Source organism: Actinospongiicola halichondriae (genome assembly GCF_049103745.1).
GTDB lineage: Bacteria > Actinomycetota > Acidimicrobiia > Acidimicrobiales > Salinilacustritrichaceae > Salinilacustrithrix > Salinilacustrithrix halichondriae.
Genome location: NZ_CP171622.1, coordinates 1570474 through 1591756 on the forward strand (window position 1 = coordinate 1570474; position 21283 = coordinate 1591756).

At 69.3% G+C, this 21283-nt stretch carries 15 protein-coding genes and 1 pseudogene; 8 read left to right on the plus strand and 8 right to left on the minus strand.

Annotation, left to right across the window (positions count from 1 at the left end):
* The first annotated feature begins 2 nt into the window (after nt 1–2).
* Nucleotides 3–1586 carry a TrkH family potassium uptake protein gene (locus AB8619_RS07755; RefSeq protein ID WP_436795889.1) on the plus strand — a complete coding sequence of 528 codons (1584 nt, stop codon included), beginning with the start codon at nt 3–5 and terminating at the stop codon, nt 1584–1586.
* Complete coding sequence (locus AB8619_RS07760; RefSeq protein ID WP_436795890.1) at nt 1583–3154, plus strand: TrkH family potassium uptake protein; 1572 nt, start codon at nt 1583–1585, stop codon at nt 3152–3154. The genes AB8619_RS07755 and AB8619_RS07760 overlap by 4 nt, the downstream gene beginning before the upstream one ends.
* On the opposite strand, the gene AB8619_RS07765 is transcribed toward AB8619_RS07760, so the two are convergent.
* A complete protein-coding gene (locus AB8619_RS07765) occupies nt 3090–3731 on the minus strand; it encodes a J domain-containing protein (RefSeq protein WP_436795891.1) in 642 nt (213 codons plus the stop codon). The two genes, AB8619_RS07760 and AB8619_RS07765, sit on opposite strands and share 65 nt — an antisense overlap.
* A 5-nt stretch (nt 3732–3736) precedes the next feature.
* Nucleotides 3737–5022: pseudogene (locus AB8619_RS07770) on the minus strand (M18 family aminopeptidase).
* 90 nt (nt 5023–5112) lie between these two features.
* Here AB8619_RS07770 and AB8619_RS07775 point away from each other — a divergent pair.
* The gene (locus AB8619_RS07775; RefSeq protein WP_436795892.1) at nt 5113–6066 is read left to right on the plus strand and encodes a glycosyltransferase family 2 protein; all 954 of its coding nucleotides are present in this window, start codon (nt 5113–5115) and stop codon (nt 6064–6066) included.
* On the opposite strand, the gene AB8619_RS07780 is transcribed toward AB8619_RS07775, so the two are convergent.
* The 3 genes from AB8619_RS07780 to AB8619_RS07790 are packed head-to-tail and all read right to left on the minus strand — an operon-like array spanning nt 6009 to nt 12940.
* A complete protein-coding gene (locus tag AB8619_RS07780; RefSeq protein WP_436795893.1) occupies nt 6009–7736 on the minus strand; it encodes an ABC transporter substrate-binding protein in 1728 nt (575 codons plus the stop codon). The two genes, AB8619_RS07775 and AB8619_RS07780, sit on opposite strands and share 58 nt — an antisense overlap.
* Nucleotides 7737–7796: 60 nt before the next feature.
* Nucleotides 7797–10778 (minus strand): MFS transporter, encoded by a 2982-nt coding sequence (locus AB8619_RS07785; RefSeq protein WP_436795894.1) that lies wholly within the window; start codon nt 10776–10778, stop codon nt 7797–7799.
* The gene (locus AB8619_RS07790) at nt 10775–12940 is read right to left on the minus strand and encodes an ABC transporter permease (RefSeq protein WP_436795895.1); all 2166 of its coding nucleotides are present in this window, start codon (nt 12938–12940) and stop codon (nt 10775–10777) included. The genes AB8619_RS07785 and AB8619_RS07790 overlap by 4 nt, the downstream gene beginning before the upstream one ends.
* A 174-nt stretch (nt 12941–13114) precedes the next feature.
* Here AB8619_RS07790 and AB8619_RS07795 point away from each other — a divergent pair, with 174 nt between their 5' ends.
* From AB8619_RS07795 to AB8619_RS07810, 4 genes are all read left to right on the plus strand, one after another.
* Nucleotides 13115–13894: an SDR family NAD(P)-dependent oxidoreductase gene (locus tag AB8619_RS07795; protein ID WP_436795896.1), complete on the plus strand. Its 780-nt coding sequence runs from the start codon at nt 13115–13117 to the stop codon at nt 13892–13894.
* A gap of 100 nt (nt 13895–13994) precedes the next feature.
* Nucleotides 13995–16364: an endopeptidase La gene (gene lon / locus AB8619_RS07800; RefSeq protein WP_436795897.1), complete on the plus strand. Its 2370-nt coding sequence runs from the start codon at nt 13995–13997 to the stop codon at nt 16362–16364.
* A 35-nt stretch (nt 16365–16399) separates the two neighbouring features.
* Complete coding sequence (locus AB8619_RS07805) at nt 16400–17434, plus strand: Gfo/Idh/MocA family protein (protein ID WP_436795898.1); 1035 nt, start codon at nt 16400–16402, stop codon at nt 17432–17434.
* Nucleotides 17435–17454: 20 nt separating this feature from the next.
* Nucleotides 17455–18018 (plus strand): hypothetical protein, encoded by a 564-nt coding sequence (locus AB8619_RS07810; protein ID WP_436795899.1) that lies wholly within the window; start codon nt 17455–17457, stop codon nt 18016–18018.
* Between the two features lie 50 nt (nt 18019–18068).
* Here the strand turns inward: AB8619_RS07810 and AB8619_RS07815 are convergent, their stop codons facing one another.
* A complete protein-coding gene (locus AB8619_RS07815; RefSeq protein WP_436795900.1) occupies nt 18069–19199 on the minus strand; it encodes a hypothetical protein in 1131 nt (376 codons plus the stop codon).
* 42 nt (nt 19200–19241) lie between these two features.
* On the opposite strand from AB8619_RS07815, the gene AB8619_RS07820 reads away from it, so the two are divergent.
* Nucleotides 19242–19946: a nitroreductase family protein gene (locus AB8619_RS07820; RefSeq protein WP_436795901.1), complete on the plus strand. Its 705-nt coding sequence runs from the start codon at nt 19242–19244 to the stop codon at nt 19944–19946.
* Here the strand turns inward: AB8619_RS07820 and AB8619_RS07825 are convergent.
* Nucleotides 19918–20589: a 5' nucleotidase, NT5C type gene (locus AB8619_RS07825; protein WP_436795902.1), complete on the minus strand. Its 672-nt coding sequence runs from the start codon at nt 20587–20589 to the stop codon at nt 19918–19920. The two genes, AB8619_RS07820 and AB8619_RS07825, sit on opposite strands and share 29 nt — an antisense overlap.
* Nucleotides 20590–20605: 16 nt before the next feature.
* Nucleotides 20606–21274, minus strand: a complete 669-nt coding sequence (locus AB8619_RS07830; RefSeq protein ID WP_436795903.1) for an alpha/beta fold hydrolase — start codon at nt 21272–21274, stop codon at nt 20606–20608.
* Nucleotides 21275–21283: the final 9 nt, after the last annotated feature.

Here is a 21283-nt window from a genome sequence, read left to right on the forward strand (position 1 = left end):
ACATGGACCGATCTCGCATCGGACCCATCTCGGAGCCGCTGGTCGCGCGCCCGTCGTCGTTCGTGGCGCGCATCGTCCGCGCCGGTCGCTGGGAGGCGCCGGTCGGCTTCGTCGTCGGCGTCGCCGTGCTCATGTGCGCGCTCCTGGCCGTCGCCGCCGCGGTCATCGGCCTGGCCACCGACGGCCGAGACGTCGGCACCCTGGCGTTGGTGGCGATCCTCTGGTCGCTCGTCGGCGGCGCCCTCACCCACCAGTGCCGGGTCCCGCTCCGGATGCGGTCGACCACCGCCTTCGTCGGTGCGTTCGTGATGTGGACCGTGGTCATCGCGGTCTCGACCGCGACCTACGAGATCCTGGGCACGTTCGCCCACTGGGACGACTCCATCTTCGAGTCGGTCGCCGGTTTCACGACGACGGCGGCGACGGTCGTCGAGAACCCCGAGACGTTGTCCCGGGCCACCCTCTTCTGGCGGGCCGGGACCCAGTGGATCGGCGGTCTGGGTGCGCTGCTGTTCGTCGTCGCCGTGCTGCCGTCGATCGGGGTCGGTGGTCTCGACGTGACCGATGCCGGGCAACGCCACTCCGGCACGTCGCTCCGCAGTCGACGGACGATCCTCCTCCTGCGCCGCCTCACCGGGCTCTACGCCGCGCTCACGGTGACGGGCGTCGTCCTGTACCTCATCGGGGGAATGGGCCCCTTCGACGCGATCACCTACGCGGCGACGACCATCTCCACCGGCGGGTTCGCCAACCACGCAGGGTCGTTCGGTCACTTCCGTTCGGCGACGGTCGAGTGGGCCGGCTTCGGCGGCATGATCCTCGGTGGCGCCAACCTCGCCCTGCTCTTCCGAGCGGTCCGGCCCGGGACGCGCAAGACGATCTGGCGATCGTCCGAGCTCCGCGCCTATCTGGCCGTGATCTTCGGGGGCGGTGCCGTCGTGGCGCTCCTCACCGAGTCCGCCGACGGCTTGACGCACGAGGCGATCCGCCGTTCGTTGTTCCATGTGGCGTCGGCGGCCTCGACGACCGGGCACTTCGTCGGCGGTTGGAGTGACTGGGAGATCGGTGGCCAGGTCTTCCTGCTGGCGATCATCGGTGTCGGTGCGATGTCCGGTTCGGCCGGCGGTGGCTTCCGACTCGTCCGAGCCCTCACGCTCGTCGGCTACCTGCGACGAGAGTTGGTCCTGCAGATCCACCCACGCGCCGTCACCCCGGTGCGGGTCGGTCGCAAGATCGTCAGCGATGCCCTCGTCTCCCGGATGATCGGCTACCAGGCGCAGTATCTCATCGTCGCCGCGTCCGGTGCCGTCGTCGTCGCCGCCCTCGGTGGCGAGCTGGTGACGGCGATGAGCGGCGCGATCTCGGCCGTGGCCAACATGGGTCCTGCCCTCGGTGACCTCGTCCCCGGCAACGGTGGGGTGTTGGGCCTTCCGCGTCCCGCACGGGCAGCGCTCATGCCGCTGATGCTGCTCGGTCGGCTCGAGATCGCTCCCGTCCTCGTCGGTGCCGCGTTGGCGGCCTCGGCCGTGGCACGCCGCGTCACGAATCTCCGCCGTCGCGTCGACGACGCTCGGTCGGTCGAGTGAGTCCCGATCGCTCGGACAGCGCGACGCCGTTCGCGATCGAGCGCCGCATCCTCTCTGCTTCGCTGCACGTCGCCGGTCTGTCGATCCTCGCCATCGCGGGCGCCGCCGGTTCGGGTCTCGTCGTCGAGCTGCTCTATCGCGACGATCAGTGGCCGGCGCTCGCGATCTCGACGCTCGGCCTCGGCGCCCTCGGAGCGGCTCTCTGGCGCGGGACCTCGCTGCCGGCCAACGCGGGTGGGACCGGGGGAGCGATCCGTGCCGTCGGTGTGGCGTGGCTGACGATCTCGGTCGCAGCAGCCGTCCCGTTCGTGCTCGCCGGCGTGCTGCGGTGGGATCTCGCGCTCTTCGAGTCGGTGTCCGGCCTGACCGGCACGGGCTCGACCGTCCTGTCGCCGATCGAGGGCAACACCCACGGCATCCTCTTCTACCGACAGATGACCCAGTGGGTCGGCGGCATGGGAGTGGTCGTCCTCGCCGTCGCGATCCTCCCGTTCCTCGGGATCGGTGGTCTCGAGCTGTTCCGCGCCGAGTCGCCCGGACCGACCGCCGACCAGTTGGTTCCACGCGTCTCCGACACGGCTCGCCGCCTGTGGAGCATCTACTGCTCGCTCACGGCCATCAGCATCGTGGTGCTGCTCGCCACCGGGATGGGGCTCTACGACGCGGTGTCGCACGCCGCCACCGGCGTCGGCACCGGAGGGTTCTCGCCCTACAACGACTCGATCTCACACTTCGACTCGGCCACGGTCGAGGCCGGGATCATCCTGTCGATGTTCCTCGGCGCGGTGAAGTTCCCGCTGTTCTACGCCGCGCTCCGCCGACGCGACCTCCGGGTGTTCTGGCGCTCCAGCGAGTTCCGCTTCATGGTCTGGATCATCCTGTCGGCGACGGCGTTCATCACGCTCCTCAACTGGCGTGACGGCATGCCCGTGACGGCAGCGCTGCGCGACTCCGCCTTCAACGTGGTGTCGCTGATGTCGAGCTGTGGCTTCGGCACCGCGGACTTCACGCAATGGGTCCCGGCGACGCAGATCGTGCTGTTGTTCCTCATGGTGACCGGATCGATGGCCGGCTCGACCTCCGGGGCGATCAAGTTGTTCCGGGTCCAGGTCGTCGCGAAGCACGCATGGCGGGAGGTCCGACGCGTCCGCCGCCCGCGCGGTGTGTTCCCGATCCGCCTCGGGCGAGAGCCGATCCCCGAGGACATCGTGCGATCCGTGCTCGGCTACGTGATGTTCTACTTCGTCCTCGCGGTCGTCGGCATCGTCGTCCTCTCGGGCTTCGGAGCCGACCTCGCGACCTCTGCCGGTTCGGTGGTGACCGCCATGGGCGGGGTCGGCCCGGGGCTGGGCGAGACGGGTCCGGCCGCCAACTTCTTGGTCTTCGACAGTGCACAGCGTGCGGTGATGATCCTCCTGATGCTCCTCGGTCGTCTCGAGATCTTCCCGCTGCTGTTGTTCCTGCTCCCGGTCGGGACGCGCATCCGTCGTGGACGCGGGCGCTTCAACCCGGCGCGGACCCACGATCGGGTGGAATCATCGGGAGCAACTGTTCGAGTACGCCGCTGACGTCGAGGTGCTCGGCGCGGTCGAGGGCCTCGAGGGTGCAGAACGCCTCGCACGTGGCGTCGTGGGCTCGCCACTGCAGCGACACCACCAGCGAGGCGTGGTGTCCGTCGGCGAGGGCGAGCACGGCCTCGAAGATGGCCGAGCCGCGGTCGATGTAGGAGATCTCGCCGAGCGTGTGCACGCCTTCGACCAGGCGGCGAAAGGTCTCCTCCGGCGGACTCGACAGGACGATCGTGTCGGTGCCGAGAAGGCGGACATCGTCGGCGATGTGGTCGCCGACGGGAACCGTCGTCGGTGGTCGACCCGGCACGACATCGACCTTCTGGCCGGCAGGTCGCGCCCGCGGACCCGTTCCCGGGGTCGATGACCGGGATCCGGTGGTGTGCAGGCGGCCCTCTCGTCGAGCGACCGCCAGCATGCGGTAGGCGGCATTGACCTCGACGGTGCGGGCGACTCCGCTGTCGCCGACCAGGTCGGGGTGCGACCGTCGGACCAGCACGCGGTACGCGTCCCGGACGGTCGTCCAGTCGTCGGAGGCCGAGACGCCGAGGACCGACCGTGCGGCGTCGAGGTCCACGTCGCTCAGGCGCTGAGGAAGGAGCGCATCGACGCTCGGTACCAACTGGGGTCGTCGGCGCCGCAGAGTTCGCGTGCCGAGTGCATCGCGAGCTGGGCGATGCCGACGTCGACCGTGCTGATCCCCAGGCGGGCCGCAGTGGTGGGACCGATCGTCGAACCGCACGGGATGTCGGTGCGCGCGACGAAGTGCTGCGTCGGGACCCCGGCGTCGGCACACGCCTGGAGATACACCGCCACCGACTCGGCATCGGAGGCATAGCGCTGATTGGCGTTGACCTTGATCACCGGTCCCTCGTTGAGGGCGATGTGGTGGTCGGGTTCGTGTCGGTCCGCGTAGTTGGGGTGGGTGGCATGTGCCATGTCGGCCGAGAGGCACACCGAACCGGCGAGGGCGCGGAGCAGGTCGTCCCGCGCGCCCCGGCCGCCGACACGATGCGCTCGAGCACGCCGCCGAGCAGCAGCGAGTCCGCACCGGTCCGGGAGGTCGACCCGACCTCCTCGTGGTCGTAGAGACACACCACCGGCACGGTGCCGGTGTCGTCGTCGGGTGTCGACAGGATCGCCTGCACCGCCATGAACGACGAGCAGAGGTTGTCGAGCCGTGGGGCGCTCACGAACACACCGCCGCGTCCGGTACGCCGCGACGGCGTGAGATCGTGGACCATCGCCTCCCACGCCAGGATCTCGTCGGGACCCGAGAGGCCGGCGGCGCTGGCGACGGTCTCGAGGAAGGTCGTCTCGGTGCCCCGCTCGGTGTCCAGGTCCCAGATCGGTGAGAGGTGTGTCTGGTGGTTGAGTTGCAGGCCCTTGTCGTTGATCTCGCGATCGAGATGGATGGCGAGCTGCGGCACCCGGAGCAGGGGCTCGTCGATGCGGAAGAGCCGCGCGATCGGCCCGTCGTCACCGCGGACCATGACCCGGCCGGACAGACCGAGATCCCGGTCCAGCCAGGAGTTGACCAGGGCACCGCCGTAGACCTCGACTCCGAGCTGACGGAAGTGGGCAGAGGTGTGGTCGGCGTGGGGTTTGATCCGCAGCGTCGGGCTGTCGGTGTGGGCACCGATCACGCGGAACGCCTTCGGCGTGCGGGAGGGCTGCCGCCAGGCGATCAGCGACCCGGCGCGGGCGACCATGCGGAGGCCCGGACCGCCGAAGGCTTCGCGGAGGTCCTCGGCCTCGAACCCGCCTGCGGACAACAGTCGGACGGCGGTGTCGACGGCATGGAACGGCGAGGGCGACTGGTCGATGAGCTCACAGAGTTCGTCGGCCACCGTACGGTCGGGGTGCATCCCGCCGATTGAACCACGTCGCTGGTCCGGGGTCGCTGGTTGGGGCCGCTGGTTTGGGACGGCGGCGCACCGCTCCAACAGGATGGGGAGGTGTCGGCTCCCGCATCCGGCGATCGTCCGGTGTCGATCGTCGTCATCCACCGCAACCGCCCCGAGCGGCTGCGGTCCACGATCCAGGCGTTGGCCGACCAGACCGTCGCGGTCCGCATCATCCTCGTGGACTCCGGGTCGACGCCGGAGAACCACGCGCTCGCCGTCGCCATGCTCCCCGCCGACGCCGAGGTCGTGCAGATGGGTGGGAACGGCGGCTTCGGCCCCTCGGCCAACGCCGGATGGCGGACGTTCCTGGCCGGTCATCCGGGGGAGTGGGTGGGTCTGTGCCCGCACGACGCGCTGCCCGCCGCCGATGCCGTCGAGCGGATCCTCGACGCCGTGGCCGACCGTCCTCGAGCTGGTCTGGCGTGCGGCGACTTCGGCGACGGCACGACGCCGGTGGTCGACCCGTACTTCGGAGGGATCCAGGTGCCGGCCACGGTGACCGAGGGCTGGGACCCGGCCGGGTACCCGCACGGCACCCTGCTCTTCGCTCGACGCGGATTCCTCGAGGACGTCGGACTGTTCGACGAGGACTACTTCGCCTACTGCGAGGAGGCCGACCTCGGTCTCCGTGCGCATGCCGCCGGTTGGGAGGTCGGTCTGGTGCGTGGGGCTCGGGTGTACAACCCCGACATGAGCAACACCATGCCGGTGGTCGACTATCTCATGGTCCGGAACACGTTGATCCTCGTGCGCCGTTGGTCGGGTCGCTACAAGGTCTTCATCCGGTTCGTGATGGCCCTGTACCAGGTGGTCACCGAGCGGGAGTCGAACCCGTACCACGACACCCGGGCGCGCCTGCTGGCGCTGCGTGACTTCGTGCTCGGCCGCGTCGGGCCGCCGCCGGACGCACTCACGCGAGTGCGTCCGGCACCTCAGGAGACGCCGTCTCAGCCCGCGGGGCTGGGGTACGACGGTGCCTGCTCCGACTCCGGCGGGGAGTCGTAGATCAGGATCGATCCCTCCTCGTCGAAGAGCTTCACCTCGTCGGTCCATGCACCGGGCAGGTAGCGCTTGCCGCCGTCCACGAAGCGGACCATGCCGGTGCCGTCGCGCTGGATCTCGTCCGGCCCGACGGCTTCGGCGTCCCACCACCACTCGGTCATGTCGTCGACGCCGCTCCAGTCGTTCGGGAGGTCGAGTTCGTCCCAGAGGCCGTGCTCGCCCCACGACAGCGACGACGCGGTGATGGCGCCCGGTGTGGGCTCACCCGAGAAGAGGCCGTCACGGAAGGTCTCCGGCGTGAGGTTCGGGCCTGCGGACTGCAGGATCGAGAACAGCAACGACGGGTTCGGATAGAGCACCGGTGCCGTCTCCGCCGCCGGGGGCTCCTCGCCCGTGTACCACTCGTACAGCCCGAATCCGGGGTCGAGTTCGGGAGAGGTCGCAGCGGCGAGCGTGGTCGGCCCGAAGGCGTGCGCCCACTGTTCCTGGTCGTAGACCCGGCCGAAGACCGTGGTGTCCGACAGGGTTCCGCCCGAGACGATCCACTCCGGGAAGTACTCCTGCGCGGTGGCCTCCTGGGTGAAGTTGGCCGGGGCGACGGGGTCGGACTGGAGGATCACCGACGTGACGCCGGCCTCCTTGAGCTTGGCGATGATGCTGGTCGCCTGTTCGGGGAGACGACCGGGATCGAGCTCGTAGCCGAGGCGTTCCGCCAGTTCGACACCGCGGTCGGCGAGCAGGTCCCGGTAGTTCTCGGCGTTGCGCTCCGACTCCTCCGACGACGTGAGGTACACGTGGCCGAACACCCGCTCGGCGCCCTGGAACGCCTCGTCGCCGGCGAACTCGGCCGGGTTCCCGGCGAGCTTCTTGGAGATGTACTCGGCGCCGTGCAGGTTCGACTGCACGCCGGCCATGCCCACGCTGATCAGATAGGGCTTGCGGTCGTCACGGAACTCCTCCGAGCCGGTCGAGCCGCACCCGACGCACACCACGCCGGCGGCTGCCATCTCGTCGGCCCATGCGCTCGTGAGCGCGGGCCCGCCGAAGGCGGCGAAGGGCTTGTGCTCCTCGATCGCCCGCTGTGCATCGGCTCGAGCGGCGACCTCGTCGGTCGACGAGCCGGTCGCCTGCACGATCTTGAGGTCAACGGTCCGTCCGTAGGTCTGGTAGTAGTCGCCGAAGAGGTCGACGAAACCCTGCACGGTCTCCTCGATCTGGCCGCGCGTGTCGTCGTTCTTGATCGGACCGGTGATGAAGTCGAGCACCGGATCATCCTCGGGCGCCGAGTAGTAGACGACGGTGATCGAGTCGCCGGTCACGCCCGTGTGGGTCGCGCCGCCGTTGTCGTCGACGTTGGCGTAGCACTCCGGGGCGTAGAAGAACGGGATCGCGACGGTGCCGCGCTCCTGGTCGCAGGTGTCGGGCCACTCGAGATCGAGACCCTCCTCCTCGGCCTGCGTCCACGAGATCGCCCCGTCCGGACGTTGTGCGACTCCGCCGTCGTCGGGGTCGCCGGCGGTGAGTTGCTTCGTGTCGCCGTCGTCGTCGCCACCGGCGAACACGACGGCCGCGATCACGGCGATCACGGCCACGATCCCGACGATCGGGCCGTAGCGGCGGAGCGCGCTGCCCCCACCGCCAGAGTCATTCGGTTGGTCGCTGCTGGGTTGCATGCACGGCTCCTTGGTCGCAGGGCTGACGGTGGAATTTCAGATTCGGTCGATGGCGACGGGCTACTGGAGGGCGGGGGAGGATCGGTTGACGGCGGTCTCGTCGGGTCCGAGGTAGGACTCGACGACGAGCGGATCGGACAGCACGGCATCGGGCGTGCCGGTGCAGATGACGGCGCCCTGGTCCATGGCCACGAGGCGGTCCGACACGCCCCGAAGCAGCGGCATGTCGTGCTCGATGACCACGAGGCTCGCACCGGTGTCGGTACGGATGCGCTCGAGCAGTGGGGCCAGCGCCTCGACCTCTCGCTGGGCGATCCCGCTCGACGGTTCGTCGAGGAGGATCACCGAGGGGCGGTGGGCGAGCAGGCCGGCGAGGTCGACGATCCGTCTCGTGCCGGTCGACAGTTCGGAGACGAACTTGGAACGGTAGGCGCCGAGGCCGAGCAGTTCGATCAACTCGTCGACCCGCTTCCGGACCGCCATCTCGCTGTCGTAGACGTTGGGCAGGTGGAGCGCTGCAGCGACGGCGCCACGTGACTTGACCCACCGTTCCATCGACACGGCGAGCGCCTCGTCGACGGTCAGGGACGGGAACAGGCGCGCATCCTGGAACGACCGCCCGAGCCCACGGCGGGCCCGACCGGCGGCGTCGAGTCCGGTGACGTCGTGGCCGGCGAGCGTGATGGTCCCGTCATCGGGTCGGACGAACCCGCTGAGGAGGTCGAACAGCGTCGTCTTCCCCGCGCCGTTCGGGCCGATGATCCCCAGGATCTCGTTGGGACCGACGTGCAGCGTCGCCCGGTCGACGGCGCTGATGCCGCCGAACGCCCGCGACACCCCGATCGCCTGCATGGCGGCGTCGGGTCCGCCAGCGTCCTCACGCACGGTCTCCCCACGGGTTCTCGCGGCCGGTGCCGGCGTGGCCATTGTCTTGCCGTTCCCGTGGTGTCCGGTCGTGCCGTGTGCGTGGGCGTCGTGCGCGGTCTCGGCGAGGAACACGGAGCGGAGCACGTCGGGTCGTTCGAGCAACTCGGCCGTGGGACCAGAGAACCGGACCTCGCCCTTCTCGAGGAAGAACGCGGTCTCGGCCACGTCGAGGGCGACGTTGACCGACTGTTCGACGAGGATCACCGTCGTGCCGGCCGCACGGAACTCCTCGATGACGGGGAGCAACTGGGCCACGATGATCGGCGCCAGGCCGAGGCTGAGTTCGTCGATCATCAGGAGGCGGGGCTTCGACAGGAAGGCCATCGCGAGTGCGAGCATCTGCTGCTGGCCACCGCTGAGGTCGCCCGCCGGTGCGTCACCGCGCTCGACGAGGATCGGGAACAGCTCACGGACCTTGGCGAGACCTTCTTCCGCTGCTCCGTCGCGGTGGTGGAGCCAGGTGCCGAGTTCGAGGTTCTCGTCGACGGTCAGTGACGGGAAGACGCCCTTGCCCCCGGGGACCTGGGCGATGCCCATCGCGGCGATCTCGTTGGGTGGCGCGTGGGTGATGTCGCGACCGTCGAAGATCACCGCGCCACGGTCGGCCTCGGTCACCCCGGAGATGGCGTTCAGCAGGGTCGACTTGCCGGCTCCGTTGGTTCCCAACAGGGCGACCACGTCGCCTTCGGCCACCTCGAAGTCGACACCGAACAGGACCTGGACATTGCCGTAGGAGACCTCGACGTCGCGGATGAGGAGCAGCTTGGAGCGGCCCTCGCGGCGCTCGAGGAGTGCCTCGGAGCGAGCGGCGCTGGCCTTCCAGACCTGGGTGATGTCGTCGCTGATCGAGCGCTTGGTCGTCGCAATCATCAGACCGCCGACGAAGAACAGCGGGACCATGACGAGCATGCCCTGGCGGATGCCGTAGCGGTCACCGATGCCGCCGATGATCGGAAGGATGATCAGGCCGGGGATGATCCACAACGACGCGACCGAGAAGCCGATCGACCGGGCTCGTGGCGGGATCGCCAGCGACAGGCAGGCCAGGATCCCGGGACCGATGATCGCCAGCGTGCCGGTGATGACCATGTTGGCGGCGATGGCGACCCAGATGTTGGGGGCGAGGGCGAACACCACGAGACAGGCCGACACGACGAAGGCCGACTTCGACAGGAAACCGAGGACGTGGTCGGGTCCCTTGGCGAGCAACTTGGTCGCGACCCGTGCGCCGATCACCAGCCCGACCAACTGGATCGGCTCGGTCGAGGCGGCCACGAAGCCACGGGCGCGCTCGTCGAGGCCGAACACCTCGTCGTAGAGGAGCGAGGCCAGCGACACGAAGCCGATGAGCGACGCGGCGAGGAAGGGGAGCGAGTACCAGATGCGGCGGAGCGTCTCGATCTTCCACACGAGGCGCCATCCCTCGGCGAACGACGGTGACTCCTCCTCGGTCGCGATCGCCTCCTCGGACGCACCCATCGCTCGGCGTTCCTGTCCGCCTCGCACCGGCGGTTGCAGACGCCACGCGAGGACGACGAACACCAGCGTCGGCACCACGAAGACGAAGAACGGCGCTCGCCAGCCGTAGGCGGCGGCGAGGAGTCCCGCGGTCAACGGCCCGACGAATGCCCCGACCGCGTTGGCCGCACGATGCGCCGAGAACACGCCCGGCCGGACGGCGGGTTCGTAGTAGTCGGAGATCAGCGAGTTGTGGGTGGGGTCGACGACGGCCTTGCCGACGCCTGAGCCGGCGCGCATGATCGCCAGGAAGATGACACCGGTTGCCAGGCCCGTCCCGAGACTGAACATGGCCCAGGCCGCCGCACCGATCCAGGCGATCCGAACACGGTTGTAGCGATCGGCCAGCATCGCGATCGGCACCTGCAACGCCAGCGCGCAGAGCGAAACGAAGGCGATGAGGGTGAGCATCCCCTGGAGGTCGAGGCCGAAGTCCTCGCGGATCTCGGGGACGAGGATGCCGAACGCCGTGCGGTCGAGTTCGTCGACGGCATTGAGCCCGAACAGCACGATGAGCGGGTACGTGGGTGCTCCGCCGGTGACCGTCTTGAGCCACGTGCCGGGGTGGCGGGCGTGTCCGAGGAACGAGCGGATCATGAGTGGCTCCCGGTCGAGATCGTCTCCGGCTCGTCGACCGGTGGCGGTGGAGCGGCGCCGGGCTGTCCGGGTAGCGGACCGGAGTGTGTGGGTCCGTCGTCCCGGCGATCGGCCACGAGACTCGGCACGACGATCGAGCGGCGGTTCGCGATCCAACGGAGGCCCTGGTTCCGGATCGAGAACAGCAGGCCACCCAACCCGGTGGGCAGGATCATGAGCACGATCAGGATCCCGAGCCCCGAGGCGAGGAACTGCCACTGCAGCGGGAGGAACCACTGGGTGCCCAGCACGTAGAGGGCACCGAGGAGCGCGCCGGGCAGGCTCGAGATGCCGCCCACCACCGCCATGGCGAACACCGAGAGGTTCTGCGCGGGGGCGTAGGGCGACGACCCGAACGCCTGCTGGTGGTGGACGAAGAGACCGCCGGCCACCGATGCGGTGAAGCCCGACACCGCGAACGCGGTCAGTTTCGCCCGCACCACGTCGACGCCGTAGGCCTGCACGGCCGCTTCGTTGTCGCGGAGGGCGACGAGCACACGGCCGGTCCGGCTGTGCCGCACCCCTCGCAAGCCGATCAGCACGAGGACGAGGGCCGCCAGCATCACGTAGTAGATCCGGGTGGGGGAGTCGATGTCGATGCGACCGAAGAGCGGGAGTCGGGCGATGCGTCGGTTGGGGATCCAGTCGAAGTACGCGCGGTTCAGGAAGTAGGCCGTCGTCGCCAGGGCGAAGGCGAACGTCGTCACGGCGAGATAGAAGCCACCGAATCGCAGCGCCGGGAGCCCGACGGCAACGGCGACGACCGCCCCCACGAGGCCCGCGATCAGGACCGCGAGGACGAGGTCGACCGACCACGTGTCGGTGAGCTTTCCGGCGACCGCGGCGCCGATGGCGAAGAACGCCACCTGGCCGAGCGACACCTGACCTGCCCAGCCGGTGAGGACCACGAGCGACATCGTCAGGATCGCGTAGATGAGCAGTGCCGATGCCTTGAGTGACGCATCGACGGCGAGGACGTGGGGGAGCGCCAGCGCGATCGCTGCGATGGCGACGGCCATGCCGATCCGGCCCCAGCGCACCTCGGGGAGTCGGGCCAGCTCGGCGGGAACGGGGCGGACCTCGTCGGTCGACTGCCAGCTCGACTGGTCGTCGAGGTCGGTGCGGCTCGCGCTGCGGCGCCGGAGGAGCAGGGCCACGAGGATCACGAGGGCGAGCACGGCATCGAGCGGCGGGAACTCGAAGTCGACGAACGGGAGCGTCTCGCCCTGGTGCCAGTCGATCCCCAGTTCGAGGACGCCCAGTGCGATGGCGGACGAGCCGATGACCGTCAGACGGGTCATACCGCCGAGCAGGAGCGCAGTCAGCGATCGCAGGAGGATGCCGAGGCTGAGCACCGACCCGACGGGAAGACCGAGGATCCCGGCGCGGAGGAAGGTCGCCGTGAACGCGAGGAGGGCGGCGATCGCCCAGACCAGCGTCTGGAGACGCTTGACGGGGACACCGAGGAGCGCAGCGCGGTCGGCTCGATCGGCGGATGCGCGGATCGCGACGCCGAGCCGGGTCCAGCGGAGGAACCACACGAGGCCCACGATGGCGATCGGCGTGATGATGAATGCGAGCACGCTGTTGCCACGGAAGATCGTGCCGCCGATCTCGATGCGGACGTCGAAGGGGTCGTCGATGCGTGGCGCGAGGAACGACCCGTCGACGCCGAACCATCGGGGGAGGAAGATCGCGAGGCCGGTCAGCAGTTGGGCGAGGCCGATCGTCGCCACCGTCAGCACGAGACGCGGCGCGGCGAAGAACCGGCGGATCACCGCGAGCTCGACCAATCCGCCGAGCGCGAAGGCCGACAGGGCGCCGGCGGCCACCGCCACGGGATAGGGCCAACCCCACTCGGTGAGAAGCAGGAAGACGAGCACTGCCGGAGCGGCCCCGAGGTCGCCCTGCGCGAAGTTGACGATCCGGTTGGAGCGGTAGATCAACGCCATGCCGAGCGCGATCAGGGACGTGACGGCGCCGACGAGGACACCGCGGGTGAGCACACCCAGTGGCAGTGGATACACGATCTGCTGGAACAGGATGATCGCGATCGGTGGAGCGAACGGGGTGAGCCGTGCGCCGAGGTGCGACCGGCCACCGGCCGAGAACCGAATTGGCATGCTTCGAAGATCCCCCGTTGATCGACCTGTCGACCCCCATGGTCAGACGCGACCGCCAACATGTTGACCCACGGGTCAAGACCGTGCAGGGCAAAGTCTGAAATCGGGTGTTCGTCCCACTACGGGCGATGAGGTCGGGCAGCCTCCGGTGGCGCCGCCGGTAGCGTCCGGACCATGACCAGGTTGACGACCGGAGATCGATCGGTGCGGGACCGGGTGGCTGTCGTCACCGGGGCTGCGAGCGGGATGGGGCGAGCCACTGCGCACCTCTTCGCTGATGAAGGGGCCATCGTGGCGGTCCTGGATCGGACCGCCGACGGCGTGGACGCCGTCGTCGCGGAGATCGCCGCGTCAGGAGGTCGCGCGTCCGGATGGGCCGTCGACGTCACGGACGGCGATGCCGTCCGCTCGGCGATCGACGAGGTGGCCGCCACGCTCGGGCCGCCGGACATCCTCGTGAACAACGCCGGGGTGTCGATCCCTGCCCCCATCGACGGCGAGGACTTCGACGAGCAGTGGGCCGCGACGATCGCCGTCAACCTCACGGCGCACACGACGCTCATCCGCGCCTGCCTCCCGCATCTGAAGCGCAACGGTGACGGTCGAATCGTGAACATCGCGTCGACCGAGGGCGTCGGCGGGTCCGCCTACATCAGCCCGTACACGGCATCGAAGCACGGGGTCATCGGTCTGTCCCGCTCGCTCGCCGTCGAGTTGGGACCGACCGGGGTCACGGTCAACGTCGTGTGCCCCGGGCCGATCCACACCGGCATGACGGCGTCGATCCCCGACGAGGCGAAGGACAAGTTCGCTCGCCGCAACGTGCCGATGCGTCGCTACGGCACCCCGGAGGAGGTCGCGCACGCCACGTTGTCGCTGGCGCTCCCGGCGATGTCCTACTGCACGGGTGCGGTGGTGGTCGTCGACGGCGGGTTCACGACCAAGAACAACTGACGGGAATGCCCCCGAGGACCAGCGGTTGGGAACGAGTGGGAATGCCAGGAGCTCTGTAGCGTTGTAAGCGTGTAATCAACGCTCGACCCCAGGAGCCCTCGTGCACGACGCAACACTCGACCCGACCGATCCCGACACCGGTGTCCGCACCGTTCCCGTCCTCCCGCTGACCACCGGCGTGGTCCTTCCACAGATGGTCGTCACCGTCGCGCTCGAGACCGACGACGCCCGTGCCGCGGTCGATGCGTTGGGCTCGACCCTCGAGGACGACGACGCCCGTGCCGAACTCCTGCTGGTCCCGAGGATCGGTGACCGGTACAGCCGTGTCGGCGTCCTGGCCACCGTCGACTCCGCAGGCGAGTTGCCCGGCGGGACACGCGCCATCATCGTCAAGGCGCACGGTCGCGCCCGTGTCGGTGCCGGTGTCGTCGGCACCGGCCGGGCACTGCTGGTCGAGGCCGAGCTCATCGCCGAGCCCACGCCCACCCCGCGGGCCGAACGCCTCGGCGAGGAGTTGCGCACCGCGACGACGGCGCTCTTCGAACAGATCGGTGGTCGTCGTCTCTCCGAGGTGCTCAACGGCGTCGAGGGCCCGTCGGCTCTCGCCGACCTCGCCGGCTGGTGGCCAGACCTGTCGATGGAGCGGAAGGTCGAACTGCTCGAGACCGTCGATGTCGAGGCCCGGGCCGAGTTGGTCCTCGAGTGGGTCAAGGACGCGCTGGCCGAGGCCGAGGTGGCCAACACGATCAGTCGAGAGGTGAACGAAGGAATCGAGGAGCGCCAACGCGAGTTCCTCCTGCGCGAGCAACTCGCCGCCATCCGCAAGGAGCTGGGTGAAGGCGACGCGGAAGAGGACCTCGCTGCGCAGTTCCGCGACGCGATCGCTGCACTCGAACTCACCGACGAAGCACGGAGCCACATCGAGCGGGAGATCGACCGTCTCGAGCGGATGAGCCCCCAGAACGCCGAGTACGGCTGGGTCCGGACCTGGCTCGAGACCGTGACCGAACTGCCGTGGGGAAAGCGGACCGACGACGACCTCGACCTGGACGGAGCGCGGGCACATCTCGATGCCGACCACACCGGCCTCGACGACGTGAAGGACCGCATCGTCGAGTTCCTCGCCGTACGCAAGCTCAAGGTGGAGCGCGGCTCGGACGAGACCCCGGCCTCCGGTCGCCGCGGCGACGGCGCCATCGTGAGCCTCGTCGGCCCCCCGGGTGTCGGGAAGACCTCGCTCGGTGAGTCGATCGCTTCGGCGTTGGGTCGGTCGTTCGTCCGTGTGGCCCTCGGTGGCGTGCGCGACGAGTCCGAGATCCGAGGGCATCGGCGCACCTACGTCGGTGCCCAGCCAGGTCGGCTGGTGCGAGCAATCGCCGAAGCCGGCTCGATGAACCCCGTCGTCCTCCTCGACGAGATCGACAAGGTCGGGAGCGACTGGCGAGGCGACCCGAGCTCCGCACTGCTCGAGGTGCTCGACCCCGCGCAGAACCACACGTTCCGTGACCACTACCTCGAGATCGACCTCGACCTCTCCGAGGTCCTGTTCATCGCGACCGCCAACGTGCTCGACACCATCCCCGGGCCGCTGCTCGACCGAATGGAGGTCATCCAGCTCGACGGCTACACCGAGGACGAGAAGGTCGACATCGCCCGCGACCATCTGGTCGATCGACAGCGCCGGCGCAATGCACTCCGAGACGACGAGGTCGTCATCGGCGAGGACACCCTGCGCGCCCTCGTCAACGGCTACACGCGGGAGGCCGGTGTCCGGGGACTCGAACGTCAGATCGGGACGCTCCTGCGCAAGGCCGCGACGCGGATCGCCGGTGACGACGACGCCACTCCCATCACGATCGAGCCGGAACAGCTGCGGGATCTCCTGGGTCGTGCTCGGTTCGAGGACGACCACCGCGACCGGACCGGCGTGCCCGGGGTGGCGACGGGTCTGGCGGTCACCGGGGCCGGTGGTGATGTCCTCTACGTCGAGTCGACCGCGATGGACGGCGAGCCCGGCCTGCAGCTGACCGGACAGCTCGGCGACGTCATGAAGGAGTCCGGCTCGATCGCGTTGTCGTACCTCCGGGCCAACGCCGAGTCGTACGGGCTCGACACCAACGCCCTCACCCGGCGGTTCCACGTCCACTTCCCGGCGGGAGCGATCCCGAAGGACGGTCCGAGCGCGGGGGTCACGATGACCACGGCGTTGGCCAGTCTCCTGACCGGCCGTCCCGTCCGGTCCGACGTGGCGATGACGGGCGAGGTGACGCTGTCGGGGCGGGTCCTCCCGATCGGTGGCGTGAAGCAGAAGGTCCTGGCGGCGCATCGCCTCGGCATCGCCCACGTCGTCCTCCCGGAACGCAACGGCCCGGACCTCGACGACGTACCCGCCGGCATCCTCGACGACCTCACGGTCCATCTGGTGAGCGACGTGCGCGAGGTCCTCGACATCGCACTCGAAGCAGCCTGACCCCGGTCGTCCGCCCCCGGATAGGTTCCCGACCCATGACGTCGATCGATGCGCCGGTCCGGGTCGGGTTCCTGGGGGCGGGGTTCATCGCCACCTTCCACTCGAAGATGCTGCGTGCCAGCGGCGTCGACCACGAGCGGGCCGGCGTCTTCGATCCCGACGGTTCGCGAGCGGGGACGTTCGTGGCCCGGGCTGGTGGTTTCGTCGCCGCCTCGGAGGACGAGGTCCTCGACTCGTGCGACGCCGTCTACGTCTGTACGTGGACGTCGGAGCACCCGCGTCTGGTCGAGAAGGCGTGCGCGGCCGGCCGTGCAGTGTTCGTCGAGAAGCCGTTGGGCGTCGACGAGTCGTCTTCGCAGCGTGTCGTCGACGCCATCGAGTCGAGCGGCGTGGTCCATCAGGTCGGTCTCATCCTCCGCTACTCGCCTGCGTTCGCACTGGTCGAGTCGTTTCTCGCCGAGCGAGATGCCTGCGGCCGGGTGATGTCGGTCGTCTTCCGCGACGACCAGTTCCTCCCGACCGGTGGGCACTACCAGTCGACCTGGCGTGGTGACCGGAACCGGGCCGGGAGCGGCGTGCTCCTCGAGCACTCGATCCACGACGTAGACCTCCTCGACCGCCTGGTGGGACCCGTGACCGCGGTGACCGGCCGCAGCCGGTCGTTCCACGACATCGACGGCATCGAGGACCTCGTCGTCGCCACGTTCGATCTCGCAGACGGCGGCATCGGCACCCTGACGACCGTGTGGCACGACCTCACGCAACGGCCGAGTCTCCGCTACCTCGAGATCCACTGCGAGCGCATGCACGTCGAGGTCGAGGGCGACTGGTTCGGGCCGGTGCGGATCACGCGCGGTGACGAGCGGATCGATGTCGCCGGCAACGAACTGCTGGCGCTCTGCGATCGACGAGGCATCGTCCTCGGCGATCCCGAGGGCTCCTTCATCGAGGCCGTCGCCGCCGGGCGACCGTCGGCACCGTCCGCGGCCACGGCCATGCGTGCGCATCGGATCGTGGACGGGATCTACGCGTCCGCAGCTTCGGGCGGGGTCTCGGTGCCCACCGCATGAGCCGACAAGACCGTGTCTCGATGCGCGGTTCCATCGTCTCGTCGGGATTCGCCTCCGGCGACCGCGTGGTCGTCGGGCACTGGCAGGTGACGCCGATCGGTCCGCTGACCGATGTGATGTGGGCCACGCCCGATGGACATCGCATCCTGTTCGCTCCCCACGCCGCCGCCGCGGAGTTCATCACCAGTGTCTATGCGTTCGACGACGTGGAGGTGTGCGAGATCGGCGTGCAGGAGGGGCGACGTCGTCTCGACATCACGATGGGGGACCGCGAGCTGTCCTTCATCGCAAGGCGCGGGGTCCCCATTCCGTTCCGGCGTCCCGCATGGTTCACGCGCCTGGTCGAGGGGCCGATCGCTCGCGTGCTGATGGGAGTGGTCACGTACGGCACCTCTCCGACCGGCGTCCGGGAGTGGTACCGCGCCGATCGTTGGGCACCCTTGCGCGACGCTCGGGCGACCGTGTCCGGCGCCTCGCTCGGGCCGATGGTGCCGGTCGACCCGCCGTGCGGATTCGGCTTCTCCGAGCCACCGGCTCGGCCGTCGTGGGTCGCCGTGCGGCCGCTGCTCGAGTACCCGGACTGACCGGAACCGCGGAACGAGAGCGAGGCTGCAGCGGTCGGCCTGTGCCGGATTCAGGCGCCGTCGAAGAGACCGTCGAGTCCGCTCGGCTCGTGCGCGCCGATGACCAACTGCTCCAGGACGCCGACGCCGGTGCGCTCGCCCCACGTCGCCCGGACGAGTTGCTGGACATGGGTGTGCTGTGGCGCCGCGGGGTCGAGGTCGTCGACGACCCACTCGTCGTAGCCCGTCGCCGCCTCGCCCTTCCAGTGACCATGTGCCCACTCGGGGTGGAAGTAGCCGATGCCGAGCATCTGGAACGTCATGATCGGCTCGAGTTCGATGACGCCGGCGTCGGCGTTCCACGGCGTGAACGTGAGCGCCGCCGCTCGTGACCGTCGCGTTCCCGGCTCCCAGTCGATGTGCCAGTCGACCGAGCGCATCGGCTCGGCCGACTCGGCGAGGCCTCCGGTGTCGAGCACGGGACCGTCGGCGGCGGTCAGCGGGATGTCGAAGCCGCTCTGGTGCCACCGCTGGCCGGACGAGGTCTCGTTCACGTCGAAGTGCGCCGCACCATCGGTGAAGTTGATGGGTGCCCAGAGCCAGAAGTACTGGGCTTCGTTCGCACTGGGTGCGCCGTTGTCAGCCTCACCCACTGTACGGATGCCCCACGACCGATCACGGGTGCCGACGAAGGTCTCCGGCGTCACCGTGACGTCGCGATCGCCGGCGTGCACGGTGCCCTCCCAGGTCCCGAACTGCGTCATCCGGGTGTAGTCCATGGTCAGACGGGGACCCGTGTGGCGGAGGAAGCGGTCTTCTTCGACGGCGACCGTCCGCGCCTGCCAGGTGAGGTCGCAGCCGATGCCGTGGACCTCGGGGTCGACGATCAGTCGGAGCGTGCGCAGCGGTTCGACCACCTCGATGCGGACGGGCCCGCACGACGTGTCGCCGCGATCGAAGGGCGCCCGCCCCGATGCGTGGACGTTGCGCTGCACGCCGCCCGAGACGACGCTGAACGCCGCGTCGATGACCGATCGGTTGGGGTAGAGGCCCATGGCCGCACCGAAGACCAGGTCGCCGGATCCGTCGGCGTCGTAGCCGTTGAAGAAGTAGCGGTCGTAGTGGTTCCGGTCTCCGGTCGCCGGCTGCGCGATGGGCAGCGCGGTCTGGTGGATCGGGTAGTCGTCCATGGGATTGAGCACCGCGGGAGTCTGGCATCCGTCGCGTGGTCGATACTGGCCTCCATGTCTGATCACGGCGCTTCCGTCGACCTGCTCCATGGCCTCGCCACCACCCGGGCGATCCGGCGCTATCGCGACGAGCCGATCCCCGACGCCGACCTCTCGACGATTGTCTGGCACGCCACCCGAGCCCCGTCAGGCAGCAACCGGCAGCCGTTCCGTTTCCTCGTGCTGCGCGACGGTCCGAAGGCCCTCGAAGCCAAGGCTCTGCTGGGGGAGAGCTTCCGCTCGATGTGGGCGGCCAAGCGGGCAGCCGACGGCTACGACTCCGGGAGCGGGGCCGACCCCGACACGCCGAAGGCGCGCATGGCGGCCACGATGCAGCACTTCGTCGACGAGTTCGAGCGGACGCCGGTCGTGGTGCTGGCCTGTATCCGTCGCCACAGAGCGCCGAACCCGACCGAGGGAGCATCGGTCTACCCGGCGTGTCAGAACCTGCTCCTGGCCGCCCGAGCGCTCGGCTACGGCGGGGTGATGACGACGTGGCACGCCTTCGTGGAGGACGAACTCCGAGCGCTGTTGGGCATCCCCGACGACGTGGGCCTGGCGGCGACGATCACGCTGGGGCGACCCGAGGGTCGCCACGGTCCGGTACGGCGGCGTCCGGTGCAGGAACTGGTCTACGACGACCGCTGGGAAGGTCCGGCGCGCTGGGCGGTCGACCCGCCCGGGACGTCGTTCACCCAGGCTGGTCCGCCCCGTCGCTGAGCGGCCCGTTCTCCCGACGACGCCGGAGTCGCTCCGGTCCGTCGTCGAGTCCGGGGAGCCGTTGATGGATCGCCGTCCCCGAGTCGACGAGGCGGGCGAGCACGATCGCCTCGACCTCGTCCCACGTGGTCGCCCGCATCCCGCCGACGTCCCGGTTGTAGGGCTGGGCGAACGCGATGACGTCGTTCCCCGCACTTCGGAGTGCCTCGATGTTGTGCGGCGCGTCGTCGATGTAGAGATCGGCCTGGACCTCGGGCTTCGCTCCGAGGAAGCACAGATCGCGGAACGGGATGCCGTGTTCGTCGAGCCATCCGACGGTGTCTGCGACCGCCTCCTGATGGCCCCAGTTGATGTAGAGGCGGTGGGTGATGATCCGGATCCACACGCCGGCATCGGACAGTCGCCACAGGGCATCGGCGCAGCCGTCGATCAGTGGCATCGTCCGGAAGACCCGATGCTCGAGGACTGCTGTTCGGTGCAGCCGCCGGAAGTGTTCCTCGTCGGTGATGCCCCACTCGGAGAAGTCCCAGTTCTGGCGTGGCGGCAGGGCATCAGCAGCGATGCCGAGGTCGTCGGCGACCACCTGTCGGAACGCGGACGAGAAGTCGCCACAGACACCGTCGAGGTCCACGCCCAGGATCATGCGTCGCCCCGGGTGCTCACCCTCGGAGGAAGTCGAGGGCGGCGTCGATGAATGCGAACGACTTCGGTGTCTTGGCGTGGTCGGTACGGGCGAGCGTCACGAGGGTGGCGTCGGGGAGCGCATCGACGAGCGGATCGGCGGGGCCCGCGAAGTCGGCATCGCCGATGACGACGAGGACGGGGCAGGTGATCGACGCCAGGTCGTCGACGGTGGGCGCGCCTCCGCCGTTGGCCATGCACGCGGCGAGAGCCGTACGGTCGTTGCCAGGCAGGTCGGCGAGACCCGCGAAATAGCGCAACGCGGGATTGCCGCCGTCGTTCCCGGTGCGGACGGCCTCGACCACCGCCGTGTGATCGGACGACCGGAACAGGTTCGCACCGACGCCGGCGACCACGAGCGAGCGGAAGCGGTCGGGATGAGCGGCTGCGACCTGGAGCAGCGTCTTGGCGCCGAGGGAGAAGCCGACGGCGTCGACCGGTTCGTCGGGGAGCGCATCGATCACGCGCTCGCCGAGGTCGTCGTAGGCGGCGGGGTCGGTCGGTTTGGGTGCGTTGCCGTGTCCGAGGAGGTCGACTCCGATGACGCCGCGGCCCTCGTCGGCCAACAGGTCGACCCACCCGTTCGCCACCCAGGTGAGGTCGAACGATGTGCCGAAGCCGTGGACGAGTACGACGGGGGGAGCCATGGCGCCAGT